Origin of the sequence: Thioalkalivibrio sp. ALMg13-2 (assembly GCF_000381185.1) — a bacterium.
In the GTDB taxonomy this organism is placed as follows: Bacteria; Pseudomonadota; Gammaproteobacteria; order Ectothiorhodospirales; family Ectothiorhodospiraceae; genus Thioalkalivibrio; species Thioalkalivibrio versutus.
This window is the reverse complement of sequence record NZ_KB906131.1, coordinates 1-15,994: the sequence shown is the minus strand read 5'-3', so window position 1 is coordinate 15,994 and position 15,994 is coordinate 1. Positions and strand designations below refer to the sequence as shown.

Genomic DNA, 15,994 nt, shown 5'->3' with positions numbered 1-15,994 from the left:
ATCATGTTCTTCACGTAGTCCGCGTGACCGGGGCAATCGACGTGCGCATAGTGACGAAGGTCGGATTCGTACTCGACGTGCGCGGTCGCAATCGTAATACCGCGCGCCTTCTCTTCCGGCGCGTTGTCGATCTGGTCAAATGCACGGGCTTCACTACCGTACTTCTTGCCCAGCACCGCCGTCATCGCCGCCGTCAGCGTCGTTTTCCCATGGTCCACATGACCAATCGTACCCACATTCACATGCGGCTTCTTACGCTCGAACTTTTCCTTGGACACAGCTCAAACCTCTTTACAGTTCTTTCAAATAACGCGAATTCGGGATCAGGACGCTTTGGCGGCTACCGCCTCGGCGATCTGCGCGGGGGCCTCGGCGTACTTCTCGAATTCCATCGAGTAGGTCGCGCGACCCTGACTCATCGAGCGCAACTGGGTCGAGTAGCCGAACATCTCGGACAGGGGAACCTCGGCCCGCAGCAGCTTCTGCCCGGCGACGTCTTCCATGCCCTTCACCAGGCCACGACGGCGATTGAGGTCGCCCATCACGTCGCCCATGTACTCTTCGGGTGTCTCCACCTCGACCTTCATCATCGGCTCAAGAAGCACGGCGCCGGCCTTCAGCGCGCCTTCCTTGAAGGCCATGGAGCCCGCAACCTTGAACGCCATCTCGTTGGAGTCAACGTCATGGTAGGAACCGTCGAACAGCGTGACCTTCACGTCCTCGACCGGATAGCCGGCGAGCACACCATTGGACATCTGCTCGGCCACACCCTTGTTGACCGCCGGGATGTAGTCCTTGGGCACCACACCGCCCACGATGGCATTCTCGAACTGGTACCCGCTACCGGGTTCCAGCGGCTCGAGGCGCAGCCACACGTGGCCATACTGGCCGCGACCGCCCGACTGCCGCACAAACTTGCCTTCCTGCTCAACCGTCTTGCGAATGGTCTCGCGGTAGGCCACCTGGGGCTGCCCAACGTTCGCCTCGACCTTGAACTCGCGCTTCATGCGGTCCACCAGCACCTCGAGATGGAGCTCGCCCATACCCGAGATGATGGTCTGACCGGACTCTTCGTCGGTATGCACCTTGAAGGACGGATCTTCCTGCGCCAGCTTGTTCAGCGCGATGCCCATCTTTTCCTGGTCGGTCTTGGTCTTCGGTTCGACCGCGATGGAGATCACCGGCTCCGGGAACTCCATGCGCTCGAGCTCGACCGGGTCATTCGGATCGCACAGCGTCGTTCCCGTGTACAGATCCTTCAGCCCCACTACCGCGCCGATGTCGCCTGCACGCAGCTCCTTGATCTCCTCGCGGGAGTTGGAGTGCATCTGCAGGATACGCCCAATCCGCTCGCGGCGGTTGTTTTGCGTATTCAGCACCGAGTCCCCGGCCGACAGCACGCCCGAATAAACGCGGACGAAGGTCAGGGAACCCACATAGGGGTCGGTCATGATCTTGAACGCCAAAGCCGCGAAGGGCTCGTCGTCCGACGCGTGCTTGGCCACCGGCTCTTCGGTGCCTGCTTTCACGCCCTTGATCGCCTTGACCTCCTCCGGAGAGGGCAGGTACTCGACAACCGCATCCAGCATTGCCTGGACGCCCTTGTTCTTGAACGCGGAACCGCACAGCATCGGGACAATCTCGAGCGCCAGGGTCCGTTGACGCAGGGCCGACTTGACCTCTTCCTCGCTGAGGTCACCCTCGTTGAGGTACTTGTCCATCAGCTCTTCGTTCGCCTCGGCGGCGGCCTCGAGCATGTTCTCGCGCCACTTGTCGGCTTCGGCCTTCAGGTCATCGGGGATGTCCTTGTACTCGAAGCTGATACCGAAGTTCTCTTCGTCCCAGTAGATCGCCTGCATCTTGACCAGGTCGATCACACCCTTGAACTGGTCCTCGGCGCCAATCGGCAGCTGGATCGGCACCGGGTTGGCCTGCAGGCGCTCCCTCATCTGCTCGTAGACGCGCAGGAAGTCGGCGCCGGCGCGGTCCATCTTGTTGACGAACGCGAGACGCGGCACGGCGTACTTGGTCGCCTGACGCCAGACCGTCTCGGACTGCGGCTGCACACCGCCCACGGCGCAATACACCATGACCGCCCCGTCGAGCACGCGCATGGAACGTTCGACCTCGATGGTGAAGTCCACGTGCCCGGGCGTATCGATGATGTTCACTCGATGCTCGTCGAACTGCTTGGCCATGCCGGACCAGAAGCTGGTGGTCGCCGCGGAGGTAATGGTGATCCCGCGCTCCTGCTCCTGCTCCATCCAGTCCATCGTGGCGGCGCCGTCATGCACCTCGCCGATCTTGTGCGACAGACCGGTATAGAACAGGATGCGCTCGGTCGTCGTCGTCTTGCCGGCGTCGATGTGCGCGCTGATCCCGATATTCCGGTAGCGCTTCAGTGGTGTCTTGCGTGCCACGGTGAGCCTCTCTAAATCTGGTTTACCAGCGGAAGTGAGCGAACGCCTTGTTCGCTTCCGCCATGCGGTGAGTGTCTTCGCGCTTCTTGACGGCCGAACCCTTGCTGTCCGAGGCGTCCATCAGTTCGCCGGCCAGCTTCAGGGCCATGGTGCGCTCGCCCCGCTTGCGGGCGGCCTCGACCACCCAGCGCATGGCCAGCGCATCCTGACGCACCGAGCGCACTTCCACCGGAACCTGGTAGGTCGCACCACCAACGCGGCGGGACTTCACCTCGACACGCGGGCGAATGTTGTCCAGGGCGCGCTCCAGCGCACCCATCCCGTCGCCCTGCTTGGACTCGATCTGGTCCAGGGCGCCATACACGACCTGTTCGGCGACGGACTTCTTGCCGTCACGCATCACCGTGTTGATGAACTTGGCCAGGCGCTCGCTTCCGAACTTCGGGTCGGGGAGGATGTGACGCTTGGGGGCTGCTGCTCTTCTAGACATGTTTCAGTTCCCGGACTGGATCATGGATCACGGTTAGGATTTGGGACGCTTGGTGCCGTACTTGGACCGGCCCTGCATGCGCTTCTGCACACCCTGGGTGTCCAGGCTGCCGCGCACCGTGTGGTAACGCACACCCGGGAGATCCTTAACACGGCCGCCACGAATCAGGACCACCGAGTGCTCCTGCAGGTTGTGGCCTTCCCCACCGATGTAGCTACTGACTTCGTAGCCGTTGGTAAGCCGCACGCGCGCAACCTTGCGCAGCGCGGAGTTCGGCTTCTTCGGGGTGGTCGTGTAGACACGGGTGCAGACCCCGCGCTTCTGCGGGGAACCCTGCAGCGCCGGCACGTCGCTCTTTTCGACGGGGCGCTTGCGGGGCTTGCGTACCAACTGGTTGATCGTGGCCATGAAACCCTTTCTCCTAGCCTAAAAATAACGACAGGCCGGCGCCGAGACCGGACTGTCGAGGGAGCGGAAGTCTAATCGCCGCCCCCGTGAGTGTCAAGGTGGGACGGGTCACTCGGACCCGTCTTCCGTGGTACCCGGGTCGGTCGTAGCCGGTTCGGAGTCGGCGATCACCGCCGGCGCCTCCGCTACCGTCTCGAACTCGGGCATTTCCAGTGCGCGCTTGCGGCGACGCTCCTTGTGATAGGCGAGGCCCGTCCCCGCGGGGATCAGGCGTCCGACAATCACGTTTTCCTTCAGGCCGCGCAGATCGTCACGCGCACCTCGGGTCGAGGCCTCGGTGAGCACGCGGGTGGTCTCCTGGAAGGAGGCCGCAGAGATGAACGACTCGGTCACCAGCGACGCCTTGGTGATACCCAGGAGCACGCGCTCGTAGGTTGCCGGCTGCTTGTCGGCACCCAGCTGCTCGTTCTCCTCCAGCACCCGAATGCGATCCACCTGGTCCCCGGCGAGGAACTTGGTGTCGCCGGCGTCCTCGATGTTCACCTTGCGCATCATCTGGCGGACGATCACCTCGATGTGCTTGTCGTTGATCTTCACACCCTGGAGACGGTAAACGTCCTGGATCTCCTGGACCTGGTACTCGGCCAGGGTGGTGACGCCGCGCAGACGGATGATGTCATGCGGATCCAGCTCACCGTCCACCACGACCTCGCCACGCTCGACACGCTCGCCTTCGAACACGTTCACGGTACGCAGCTTGGGAATCATCATCTCGACCGGGTCACCCTTGTCCGGGGTGATCACGAGACGCTGCTTGCCCTTGGTCTCCTTGCCGAAGGACACGGTGCCCGAGATCTCGGCCAGCACCGCCGGCTCCTTGGGACGCCGCGCCTCGAACAAGTCGGCCACACGCGGCAGACCACCGGTGATGTCACGCGTCTTGGAGGACTCCTGCGGCAGACGGGCAATGACGTCACCCACCTCGACCCGGGCGTTGTCCTCCAGGTTGAAGATCGCATTGGCCGGCAGCATGTACTGCGCGGGCATGTCGGTCCCCGGGATGTACACCTCGTTGCCGTCGTCGTCCAGCAGCTTCACCGTCGGGCGCAGATCCTTGCCCGCCGTAGAGCGGCTCTTCGGATCCAGGACCACGTTGGACGACAGGCCGGTGAACTCATCGGTCTCCTTGGTGACCGTCACGTTCTCCACGAAGTCCGCGAGGCGCAGGTTACCGGCCACCTCGGTGACGATCGGATGCGTATGCGGATCCCAGCTCGCGACTTCCTGGCCGGCTTCGACGGCATCGCTGTCGTGGACCGTGATCAGCGCGCCATAGGGAATCTTGTAGCGCTCCCGTTCGCGACCCTGATCGTCGATCACACCCAGCTCGCCCGAGCGCGAGACCGCGACCAGGTTGCCGGCCTTGTTGGTGACCGTCTTCAGGTTATGCAGACGGACAGAACCGGAGCTCTTCACCTGGATCGCACTGACCGTCACGGCACGGCTCGCGGCCCCGCCGATATGGAAGGTACGCATCGTCAGCTGGGTACCCGGCTCGCCGATCGACTGCGCGGCGATGACGCCCACGGCCTCGCCGGCGTTGACCTCGTGGCCACGCGCCAGGTCACGCCCATAGCACTTGGCACAAATGCCCTGGCGGGTCTCGCAGGTAATCGCGGAACGCACCAGCACTTCGTCGACCGAAGCGGCATCCAGGGAGTCCACCATGGCCTCGTCCAGCAGCGTGCCGGCCGGGATCAATACCTCATCGGTACCCGGGCGCAGCACATCGACCGCAGTGGTCCGGCCGAGCACGCGGTCGCGCAACGGCTCGACCACGTCGCCACCTTCGATGATCGGCTTCATCTGCAGGCCCTGCTGGGTCCCGCAATCCGGCTGGGTCACCACTACATCCTGGGAGACATCCACCAGGCGACGGGTCAGGTAGCCCGAGTTTGCGGTCTTCAACGCCGTATCGGCCAGCCCCTTACGGGCGCCGTGGGTGGAGATGAAGTACTGCAAGACGTTGAGACCTTCGCGGAAGTTCGCCGTGATCGGCGTCTCGATGATCGAGCCGTCCGGCTTGGCCATCAGGCCACGCATGCCGGCCAGCTGACGAATCTGCGCAGCGGAGCCACGCGCACCGGAGTCGGCCATCATGAAGATCGAGTTGAACGAGTTCTGCTCGACCGTCTCGCCGTCCTTGTTGACGACCTTCTCCTTGCCGAGCCGCTCCATCATGGCCTTGGCGACCTGGTCATTACAGTGAGACCAGATATCCACGACCTTGTTGTAACGCTCGCCCTTGGTCACGAGACCCGAGGCGTACTGGTTCTCGATCTCCTTAACCTGTTCTTCGGCACCCTGCAGGATCGGCTGCTTCTCGTCCGGGATCACCATGTCGTCGGCGCAGAAGGAGACGCCGGCACGGGTGGAGTAGTAGAAGCCCGCGTACATCAGCTGGTCCGCGAACACCACCGTATCCTTCAGACCCAGGCGGCGATAGCACTGGTTAATCAGGCCGGAGATCGCCTTCTTGTTCAGCTCGCGGTCAATCAGCTCGAACGGCAGACCCTTGGGCATGATGCGCGACAGGATCGCGCGACCCACGGTGGTCTCCTGGCGCAGGTACGGCAGGCTCTCGCCCTCGCCGACCTCGGCCATGGTGTCGCCAATCCGCACGGTAACGCGCGCGTGCAGATCCACCAGCTTGTGTTCGTAGGCGCGGTGGACTTCATCCACGTCGGCGAACGTCATGCCTTCGCCCTTCGCGTTCACCTTCTCGCGCGACAGGTAGTAGAGCCCCAGGACAATATCCTGCGACGGCACGATGATCGGCTCGCCGTTGGCCGGGGACAGCACGTTGTTGGAGGACAGCATCAGCGTGCGCGCCTCCAGCTGGGCCTCCAGCGACAGCGGCACGTGCACGGCCATCTGGTCACCGTCGAAGTCCGCGTTGAACGCGGCGCAAACCAGCGGGTGCAGCTGGATCGCCTTGCCTTCGATCAATACCGGCTCGAACGCCTGGATACCCAGGCGGTGCAGGGTCGGCGCGCGGTTCAGCATGACCGGGTGCTCGCGGATCACCTCTTCCAGGATATCCCAGACCTCGGGACCTTCCTTTTCCACCGCCTTCTTGGCGGCCTTGATGGTGGTCGCGAGACCACGGCGCTGCAGCTTGCCGAAGATGAACGGCTTGAACAGCTCCAGGGCCATGCGCTTGGGCAGACCGCACTGGTGCAGGCGCAGAGTCGGGCCCACCACGATCACCGAGCGACCGGAGTAGTCGACACGCTTGCCCAGCAGGTTCTGGCGGAAGCGGCCCTGCTTGCCCTTGATCATGTCGGCCAGGGACTTCAGCGGGCGCTTGTTGGTACCGGTGATGGCACGGCCGCGACGGCCGTTATCCAGCAGCGCGTCCACAGACTCCTGCAGCATGCGCTTTTCGTTGCGCACGATGATGTCCGGGGCATTCAGCTCCAGCAAGCGACGCAGACGGTTGTTGCGGTTGATCACCCGGCGGTACAGATCATTCAGGTCGGACGTCGCAAACCGGCCGCCATCCAGCGGCACCAGCGGACGCAGGTCCGGCGGCAGTACCGGCAGCACCTTCATGATCATCCACTCCGGCTTGTTGCCGGAATCGAGGAAGGCCTCGACCAGCTTGAGCCGCTTGCCGAAGCGCTTGATCTTGGTCTCGGAACCGGTCTCGGTCAGGTCCTGGCGCAGCTTCGTCGCTTCGGCCGGCAGATCCATTTCCTTCAACAGGCTCAGCACGGCCTCCGCGCCCATCAGCGCGGTGAAGTCGTCACCGTGCTCTTCCATCGCCTCGAGGTATTCCTCGTCGGTCAGGAGCTGGCGCTTCTCCAGCGTGGTGAAGCCCGGATCGGTGACGATGAAGGACTCGAAGTACAGGACCTTCTCGATGTCCTTCAGGGTCATGTCGAGCAGCAGGCCAATACGGGACGGCAAGCTCTTCAGGTACCAGATGTGGGCAACCGGCGAGGCCAGGTCGATATGGCCCATGCGCTCGCGCCGGACCTTGGTCTGGGTCACTTCGACGCCGCACTTCTCGCACACCACGCCACGATGCTTCAGGCGCTTGTACTTGCCGCACAGGCACTCGTAGTCCTTCACCGGCCCGAAGATCTTCGCGCAGAACAGGCCATCACGTTCCGGCTTGAACGTCCGGTAATTGATGGTTTCCGGCTTCTTCACCTCGCCAAAGGACCAGGAACGGATCTGGTCCGGGGACGCAAGACCGATGCGGATCGCATCGAACTCTTCCGGCTGGGTCTGTTGCTTGAACAGATTCAGGAGGTCTTTCATTCGCTTGCCTCACAAACTTGGTTTCGAGGGGCGCACTGCGCCCCGTCGGATCACAATCGGATCGGAGAAGATCAGTCCTGCTCGAGCTCGATATTGATGCCGAGCGCCTTGATCTCCTTCATGAGCACGTTGAACGACTCGGGGACGTTGGCCTCCATGTGGTGCTCACCGTCAACGATGTTCTTGTACATCTTGTTGCGGCCCTGCACGTCGTCCGCCTTCACCGTCAGCATTTCCTGCAACGTGTAGGCGGCGCCGTAGGCCTCCAGTGCCCAGACCTCCATTTCGCCGAAGCGCTGACCACCGAACTGCGCCTTCCCGCCCAACGGCTGCTGGGTGACCAGCGAATACGGGCCGGTGGAACGTGCATGCATCTTGTCGTCGACCAGATGGTTCAGCTTCAGCATGTGCATGTAGCCCACGGTGACCGGGCGGTCGAAGCCGTCCCCGGTGCGCCCGTCGTACAACTGGGCCTGCCCCGTTTCCGGCAGGTCCGCCAGACGCAGCATCTCCTTGATCTCGGCCTCTTCGGCGCCGTCGAACACCGGCGTCGCCATCGGCACGCCACCGCGCAGGTTGCGGCACAGGGTGATGATCTCGGGGTCCGACATGGAGTCGAGGTCCACCTTGCGCTCGCGGTTGTTGTAGATCTTGTCGAGGAACTCGCGCAGCTTGGCGATCTCGGCTTGCGCCTCGAGCATGCGGTTGATCTTGTGGCCGAGACCTCGGGCCGCCCAACCCAGGTGTACTTCCAGCACCTGGCCGACGTTCATGCGCGAGGGCACGCCCAACGGGTTCAGCACCACGTCGACCGGGGTACCGTCCTCGAGGAACGGCATGTCCTCTTCCGGCACGATCATCGAGATCACGCCCTTGTTCCCGTGGCGACCGGCCATCTTGTCGCCCGGCTGCAGGCGGCGCTTCACGGCCACGTAGACCTTGACCATCTTCTGCACGCCTGGCGGCAGGTCGTCGCCCGCGGCCAGCTTGGCCTTCTGGTGCTCGAACTTCTTCTCGAACGCCTCGTGCTGATCCTTGATCTGGCGACCCAGGTCTTCCAGCTGGCTGTTGACCGCATCGTCCTGCAGGCGGACCTCGAACCACTTGTCGCGGGACAACCCCTGCAAATACTTCTTGGTCACCTTGGAGCCATCACCCAGCCCATCCGGGCCACCGGCGGCGGTCTTGTTGACCAGCAGCCGCTCGACGCGGGCGTAGATGTCATCCTCGTAGATGCGCAGCTGGTCCTTCAGGTCCTTCTGCACAGCGGCCAGATCGTCGGCCTCGATCGACCGGGCGCGGGCGTCTTTCTCCACACCGTCGCGGGTGAAAACACGCACGTCAATCACCGTCCCCTCGATGCCGGACGGCACACGCAGGGAGGTGTCCTTCACGTCCGAGGCCTTCTCGCCAAAGATCGCCCTCAGGAGCTTCTCTTCCGGCGTCAGCTGGGTCTCGCCCTTCGGCGTGACCTTGCCGACCAGGATGTCGCCCGGGTTCACCTCGGCCCCGACGTAGACCACGCCGGACTCGTCCAGCTTGTTCAGCAACGACTCGGAGACGTTCGGGATATCCGCGGTGATCTCTTCCTGGCCCAGCTTGGTGTCACGAGCGACACAGTTGAGCTCCTCGATGTGGATCGTGGTGTAACGATCCTCCTGCACCACGCGCTCCGAGATCAGAATCGAGTCCTCGAAGTTGTAGCCATTCCAGGGCATGAACGCGACCATCATGTTCTGCCCCAGCGCCAGCTCGCCCAGATCCGTGGACGAGCCATCCGCAATCGCGTCACCGCGGGCGATCTCGTCGCCCACCGCAACCAGGGGACGCTGGTTGATGGAGGTGTTCTGGTTGGAACGCGAGTACTTGGTGAGGTTGTAGATATCCACGCCCGGCTCGCCGGCGACGGTTTCGTCGTCGTTCACACGGACCACCACACGACCGGCGTCCACCGAGTCCACCGTACCGCCGCGCTTGGCGACGATCGCGGAGCCGGAGTCGATGGCGACGGCGCGCTCGATACCGGTACCCACCAGCGGCTTGTCGGCCCGCAGGCACGGCACGGCCTGGCGCTGCATATTCGCGCCCATCAGGGCGCGGTTGGCATCGTCATGCTCCAGGAAGGGCAGCAACGCGGCGGCCACCGACACGATCTGCTTCGGCGAGACGTCCATGTACTGGATCTTGTCCGGAGACGAGATCGTGAACTCCTCCTGGTGACGGCAGGACACGAGGTCATCGCTCAGGCGACCTTCCTCGTCCATCGCCGCGTTCGCCTGGGCGATCACGTACTGGCTCTCTTCGATCGCGGAGAGGTAGACGATCTCCTCGGTCACCTTGCCCTCTTCGACCTTGCGATACGGCGTCTCCAGGAAGCCGTAGCGGTTGGTGCGGGCATACACGGCCAGCGAGTTGATCAGACCGATGTTCGGCCCTTCCGGAGTCTCGATCGGGCACACGCGACCGTAATGCGTCGGGTGCACGTCGCGCACTTCGAAGCCAGCACGTTCGCGGGTAAGTCCGCCCGGACCCAGGGCCGAGATACGCCGCTTGTGCGTCACCTCGGACAGCGGGTTGTTCTGGTCCATGAACTGCGACAGCTGGCTGGATCCGAAGAATTCCTTGACCGCGGCGGCCACCGGCTTGGCGTTGATCAGTTCCTGCGGCATCAGGCCTTCGCTCTCGGCGACGGTGAGACGCTCCTTGACCGCGCGTTCGACACGCACCAGGCCCAGGCGGAACTGGTTTTCGGCCATCTCGCCCACGCTGCGGATGCGGCGGTTGCCCAGGTGGTCGATGTCATCGGTACGGCCGTTGCCGTTACGCAGGTCAATCAGCACCTTCAGGACATCCAGGATGTCTTCCGGCGACAGCACGCCCGCGCCCTCGTCGGTATCGCGACCCACGCGGCGGTTGAACTTCATCCGGCCCACGGCGGACAGGTCGTAGCGATCTTCCGAGAAGAACAGGTTGGAGAACAGGTTCTCCGCAGCGTCCTTGGTCGGCGGCTCGCCCGGGCGCATCACGCGGTAGATCTCGACCTGGGCCTCCAGCTGGCTCTTGGTCGGGTCCAGACGCAGCGTATCCGACATGTACGGACCGTGGTCGTAGTCGTTGGTGTAGATGGTCTCCAGCGACTTCACGCCCTCGGCGCGCAGCTTGTCGAGCATCTCCTGGGTCAGGGCGTCATTGGCATTGGCGATCAGCTCCCCGGTGGACTCATCCACCACGCCCTTGGCCAGCACCCGACCCAGCAGGTATTCGTCCGGCACCCGCAGGGTGTTGATGCCGGCCTTCTCGATCTCCCGGATATGGCGCGGCGTAATACGCCGACCGGCCTCGACGATGACGGTTTCGCCATCGGTAATGTCGATCACGGCAGTCTCGCCGCGCATGCGCTCGGGGATCAGGTCCAGCTCGCCGCCGTCATCGTCGAGGGTGAGCTGATTGAATTCGAAAAAGGTGGTGAGGATCTCTTCGGTATCCATACCCAGTGCGCGCAGCAGGATCGACGCCGGCAGCTTGCGGCGACGGTCGATGCGCACGAAGACCCCGTCCTTGGCGTCGAACTCGAAGTCGAGCCAGGAGCCGCGGTACGGAATAATGCGGGCGTTATAAAGCAGTTTCTGTGCACTGCCCTGGGTCTTGCCCTTGTCGCTGTCGAAGAACACGCCCGGCGAGCGGTGCAACTGCGACACGATTACGCGTTCGGTACCGTTGATGACAAAGGTGCCGTTCTCGGTCATGAGCGGCATTTCGCCCATGTAGACTTCCTGCTCCTTGACCTCCTTGACCACGGTGGAACCCGCCGGGGCTTCCTTGTCGTGGATCACCAGGCGCAAGAGGACACGCAGCGGGGCCGCATAGGTCACGCCACGGATCTGGCATTCCTTCACGTCGAACATCGGTTCGCCCAGGCGATAGCTCACATACTCGAGCTGGACATGACCGGAATAACTGACGATGGGGAAAACCGACTGAAACGCCGCATGCAGGCCCATCGGATCCCGCCCGTCGGACGCTCGGTCCGCCTGCAGGAAATCCCGATAGGAGGTCAGCTGGGTTTCCAGCAGGTACGGGACTTCGAGGATCTGGGGACGCTTCCCGAAGTCCTTGCGGATACGTTTCTTTTCGGTATAACTGAGGGCCATGGCTTACCTCGGAGGCTAGCTGAACAACGCGCGACAAAACACGCGCCACCACGGGCTGAGGCTGGCGACCAAACGGCCGCCAGCCTCAGGGCTTCGTGATGTACACGAAAACAACAGGCGCAAGCGCCTTCTTACTTCAGTTCGACGGTGGCGCCCGCGCCTTCCAGCTCCGCCTTCATCTTCTCGGCCTCGTCCTTCGGAGCGCCTTCCTTCACGGTCGCCGGCACGCCTTCGACCATTTCCTTGGCTTCCTTCAGACCCAGACCGGTCAGGCCGCGGACGACCTTGATGACGCCGACCTTGTTCTCGCCGAAGCTCGACATCACGACGTCGAACTCGTCCTTGACTTCAGCGGCAGCGGCTTCGCCACCAGCGGCAGCCGGGGCGGCCGCAACAGCGGCAGCGGCGGACACGCCGAACTTCTCTTCCATCTCGCTGATCAGGTCCACAATCTCCAGGACCGTCATGTTGCCGATGGCTTCCAGGATATCTTCTTTCGAAACGGCCATTTCTTAATCTCCTAACGGGTCGAGCCCGAATTCATTCAGTACATGCTGCAGAAGCAGGCTTGAAGGGTTCTTCAGGCTGCCTGCTTCTGATCACGGATTGCTGCAACGGTACGCACAAGCTTGCCCGGGACTTCGTTCACCGTACGGGCGAACTTGTCGAGCGGTGCCTTCATCGTGGCGAGCAGCTGCGAGAGCGCCTCATCACGGGTCGGCAGGCTCGCGAGGCGATCGAGATCGTTCGCCCCCATGAGCTGCCCACCAAAGGACACCAGCCGGACCTTCAGCTGATCGTTTTCCTTGGCGAAGTTCTTCACTAGGCGTGCCGCGGAGCCAGGCTCCTCTTCACTGAAGGCAAGGATCAGCGGACCCTGCAGCTCGGGCTGCATGCACGCGAAATCCGTACCCTCAATGGCACGCTTGGCGAGGTTGTTCTTCACCACCCGCAGATAGACCCCGGTAGTGCGGGCCTGCCGACGAAGGTCGGTCATCTGCGCGACCGAGAGACCCCGGTACTCCGCGGCGACCGCGGAATGCGCCGAGGCAGCAACCGTAGCCAGCTCCGAGACAATCGCCTTCTTGTCGTCGAGATTCAAAGCCACGTTGACTCTCCTCTAGTAAGACCACCCGGAGGTGATCGTGAAACCGGGCGAACCCGGCACTTCGGTGCTCCCGTCGCAGGTACTTCCTGAATCGGGTGACACCATCTGCGCAGGCTGGAGTATTAAGCCGGGCCCTGGAGCTCGGCGCCTGCGGTCTTGGATGGCGTGCCGCTTGCGCGACAGCCGACCAAAAACCGTATTTTCTTGCTTAGAGCTCCAACGAGCCCTGATCGACCTTGACGCCCGGACCCATGGTCGTCGAGACGACCACGGCCTTGACGTACTGCCCCTTGGAGGTCGCCGGCTTCATCTTCAGCAGGTCGGCCAGCAGGGCGTTCAGATTGTCGGTAAGCGAGTTCGTGTCGAAATCGGCCGCGCCAATAGTGCAGTGGACGATGCCACCCTTGTCGGTGCGGTAGCGCACCTGACCACCCTTGGCATTGGTCACCGCGGTGGCCACATCCGGGGTCACGGTGCCGACCTTCGGGTTCGGCATCAGGCCGCGCGGGCCGAGAATCTGGCCGAGCTGGCCGACGACGCGCATCGCATCCGGGGAGGCGATCACCACGTCGAAGTCCATCTGGCCGGCCTTCACCTGTTCGGCGAGGTCGTCCATGCCGACGACATCGGCCCCGGCTTCCTTGGCGGCATCGGCGTTCGCACCCTGGGTGAACACGGCCACGCGCACAGTCTTGCCATTGCCATGCGGCAACACGGTGGAACCGCGCACCACCTGGTCGGATTTGCGCGGGTCCACGCCGAGGTTCACGGCAACGTCCACCGACTCGCGGAACTTGGCCTTGGGCAGGTCACGCAGGAGATCAAAGGCTTCGGTGACCGGATACAGGTGACCCGGCTCCACCTTCTCGCGATAGGCCTGCATACGCTTGGAAAGCTTCGCCATGTCAGAGACCCTCCACTTCGAGGCCCATACTGCGGGCGCTGCCGGCGATGGTACGCACGGCGGCATCGAGATCAGCCGCGGTCATATCCGGTTCCTTGGTCTTCGCAATTTCTTCCAGCTGGGCGCGCGTCACGGTGCCGACCTTGTTGGTGTTCGGCTGACCGGAACCGGACTGAATGCCGGCCGCCTTCTTCAGCAGGACCGCCGCCGGGGGCGTCTTGGTAATGAACGTGAAGCTGCGATCCGCGTACACGGTGATCACCACCGGAATCGGCAGACCGGGCTCCATCTCCTGGGTCTGGGCGTTGAACGCCTTGCAGAACTCCATGATGTTCACGCCGCGCTGACCCAGCGCCGGGCCCACGGGCGGGCTCGGGTTGGCCTTGCCAGCCGCCACCTGAAGCTTGATATACGCTTCGATTTTCTTTGCCATGAGGACTCCCTCGGGTGCGAACGCCTTGCGGCTCCCCGATTAACAGGTGATGACGCTTGCGCGTCTCAGGTTTTCTCGACTTGGTGGAACTCGAGTTCCACGGGCGTCGACCGCCCGAAAATCTGAACCGCCACTAGCAGACGACTCTTGTCGTAGTTGACTTCCTCGACCACGCCATTGAAATCGTTGAACGGGCCGTCGATTACGCGGACCATCTCGCCCACCTCGAACAGCACCTTCGGACGCGGCTTCTCGGCACCTTCCTGCATGCGCTGCAGAATCGCGTCGGCTTCCTTGTCGCTGATCGGCGCCGGACGGTCCGCGGTGCCACCGATGAAGCCGAGCACGCGCGGCACGGCCTTGACCAGATGCCAGGCCTCGTCGTTGAGGTCCATCTGAACCAGGACATAGCCGGGGAAGAACTTGCGCTCACTCTTGCGCTTCTGGCCGTCCTTCATCTCGACGACCTCCTCGGTGGGCACCAGGATTTCGCCAAAGTGGTCCTGCATGCCGAAACGCTCGATGCGCTCCTCCAGGGACCGCTTCACCTGTGCCTCGAAACCCGAGAATGCCTGTACGACGTACCAGCGTAGTGCCATGGGGAAAATCCTGCTGCTTATCCGATGAACCGACTGATGCCCCAGCCCAGGAACATGTCCAGGAGCCAGAGCATGATCCCCACCAGGATCACGACGGCAATGACGATCAGCGTGGTCTGGGTCGTCTCTACGCGGGTGGGCCACACCATCTTGCGCACCTCGGTGCGCGCGTTGCCCATAAAGCCGGCGAGCTGGCTGCCCTTGGCGGTCGTCATCGCGATCCCGATGGCGACCCCCACGACGGCAAGAAGCCCGAGGACGCGAATCAGAGTGGATTCGTCCTGGAACCAATAGAAGCCCATGACGCCGGCAATCAGCAGCGCCACGGCCACCGCGAGCTTGACGGTATCAAGCACGCCGGTCTGTTCCGATTGTTCACTCATGAATACGTATCACCCGGTGCTGCCGCCATCTCGAAGATGGCAGGCCAGGAGGGACTCGAACCCCCAACCTGCGGTTTTGGAGACCGCTGCTCTGCCAATTGAGCTACTGGCCTAGAAATCGAATCGACAAGAAACAAACGCGAGAGACGACGCACACGGCGCCGCCTCTCGCGGTCAGTCTGTCAACTTGTCTACTATATCACTCGATGATCTTGGAGACGACGCCGGCGCCCACAGTGCGGCCGCCTTCGCGGATCGCAAAGCGCAGACCGTCTTCCATCGCGATCGGATTGATCAGGGACACCGTCATCTTCACGTTGTCACCCGGCATCACCATCTCGGTGCCTTCCGGAAGCTCCACCGAGCCCGTCACGTCCGTCGTGCGGAAGTAGAACTGCGGACGGTACCCGTTGAAGAACGGCGTGTGACGACCGCCCTCTTCCTTGCCCAGGATGTACACCTCGGCTTCGAAGTGCGTGTGCGGGGTAATCGAACCCGGCTTGCACAGCACCTGACCACGCTGGACGTCGTCACGCTTGGTGCCGCGCAGCAGAATACCGACGTTGTCGCCCGCTTCGCCCTGATCGAGCAGCTTGCGGAACATCTCGACACCGGTGACGGTAGTCTTCTGCGTGTCGCGAATACCGACGATCTCGATCTCTTCGCCCACCTTCACCACGCCGCGCTCGATACGACCGGTCACCACGGTGCCGCGACCGGAGATCGAGAACACGTCTTCCACCGGCATCAGGTACGCGCCGTCCACGGC

13 protein-coding genes and 1 tRNA gene are annotated in these 15,994 nt (G+C 63.0%); all 14 read right to left on the bottom strand.

The annotated features are described in order from the left end of the window. The coding region (locus F618_RS15190; protein ID WP_019568872.1) for a GTP-binding protein at positions 1-278 on the bottom strand (278 nt) is incomplete at its 3' end. 45 nt (positions 279-323) lie between these two features. Continuing rightward, on the bottom strand, positions 324-2,420 hold the full coding sequence (gene fusA, locus F618_RS0113505; protein ID WP_018167860.1) for an elongation factor G: 2,097 nt from the start codon (positions 2,418-2,420) through the stop codon (positions 324-326). Positions 2,421-2,442: 22 nt separating this feature from the next. Further along, complete coding sequence (gene rpsG, locus F618_RS0113500; RefSeq protein WP_018143874.1) at positions 2,443-2,910, bottom strand: 30S ribosomal protein S7; 468 nt, start codon at positions 2,908-2,910, stop codon at positions 2,443-2,445. 33 nt (positions 2,911-2,943) lie between these two features. Beyond that, on the bottom strand, positions 2,944-3,318 hold the full coding sequence (gene rpsL / locus F618_RS0113495; RefSeq protein WP_018143873.1) for a 30S ribosomal protein S12: 375 nt from the start codon (positions 3,316-3,318) through the stop codon (positions 2,944-2,946). A 108-nt stretch (positions 3,319-3,426) separates the two neighbouring features. Continuing rightward, positions 3,427-7,647 carry a DNA-directed RNA polymerase subunit beta' gene (gene rpoC / locus F618_RS0113490; protein ID WP_018939105.1) on the bottom strand — a complete coding sequence of 1,407 codons (4,221 nt, stop codon included), beginning with the start codon at positions 7,645-7,647 and terminating at the stop codon, positions 3,427-3,429. Between the two features lie 71 nt (positions 7,648-7,718). Then, positions 7,719-11,798, bottom strand: a complete 4,080-nt coding sequence (rpoB, locus tag F618_RS0113485; RefSeq protein WP_018650510.1) for a DNA-directed RNA polymerase subunit beta — start codon at positions 11,796-11,798, stop codon at positions 7,719-7,721. Between the two features lie 131 nt (positions 11,799-11,929). Continuing rightward, positions 11,930-12,307, bottom strand: a complete 378-nt coding sequence (rplL, locus tag F618_RS0113480) for a 50S ribosomal protein L7/L12 (protein WP_018143870.1) — start codon at positions 12,305-12,307, stop codon at positions 11,930-11,932. A 71-nt stretch (positions 12,308-12,378) separates the two neighbouring features. Continuing rightward, positions 12,379-12,900, bottom strand: coding sequence for a 50S ribosomal protein L10 (gene rplJ, locus F618_RS0113475; protein ID WP_018143869.1), 522 nt, complete (start codon positions 12,898-12,900; stop codon positions 12,379-12,381). Between the two features lie 214 nt (positions 12,901-13,114). Continuing rightward, on the bottom strand, positions 13,115-13,810 hold the full coding sequence (gene rplA / locus F618_RS0113470) for a 50S ribosomal protein L1 (protein ID WP_018167856.1): 696 nt from the start codon (positions 13,808-13,810) through the stop codon (positions 13,115-13,117). Between the two features lies 1 nt (position 13,811). Then, complete coding sequence (gene rplK, locus F618_RS0113465) at positions 13,812-14,243, bottom strand: 50S ribosomal protein L11 (RefSeq protein WP_018650512.1); 432 nt, start codon at positions 14,241-14,243, stop codon at positions 13,812-13,814. Between the two features lie 65 nt (positions 14,244-14,308). After that, positions 14,309-14,842 carry a transcription termination/antitermination protein NusG gene (gene nusG / locus F618_RS0113460; protein ID WP_017940468.1) on the bottom strand — a complete coding sequence of 178 codons (534 nt, stop codon included), beginning with the start codon at positions 14,840-14,842 and terminating at the stop codon, positions 14,309-14,311. Between the two features lie 17 nt (positions 14,843-14,859). Then, positions 14,860-15,225, bottom strand: a complete 366-nt coding sequence (secE, locus tag F618_RS0113455; RefSeq protein WP_018167854.1) for a preprotein translocase subunit SecE — start codon at positions 15,223-15,225, stop codon at positions 14,860-14,862. A 37-nt stretch (positions 15,226-15,262) separates the two neighbouring features. Beyond that, positions 15,263-15,338: transfer RNA gene (locus F618_RS0113450), tRNA-Trp, on the bottom strand. A gap of 86 nt (positions 15,339-15,424) precedes the next feature. Next, the coding region (locus F618_RS0113445) for an EF-Tu/IF-2/RF-3 family GTPase (protein ID WP_019568871.1) at positions 15,425-15,994 on the bottom strand (570 nt) is incomplete at its 5' end.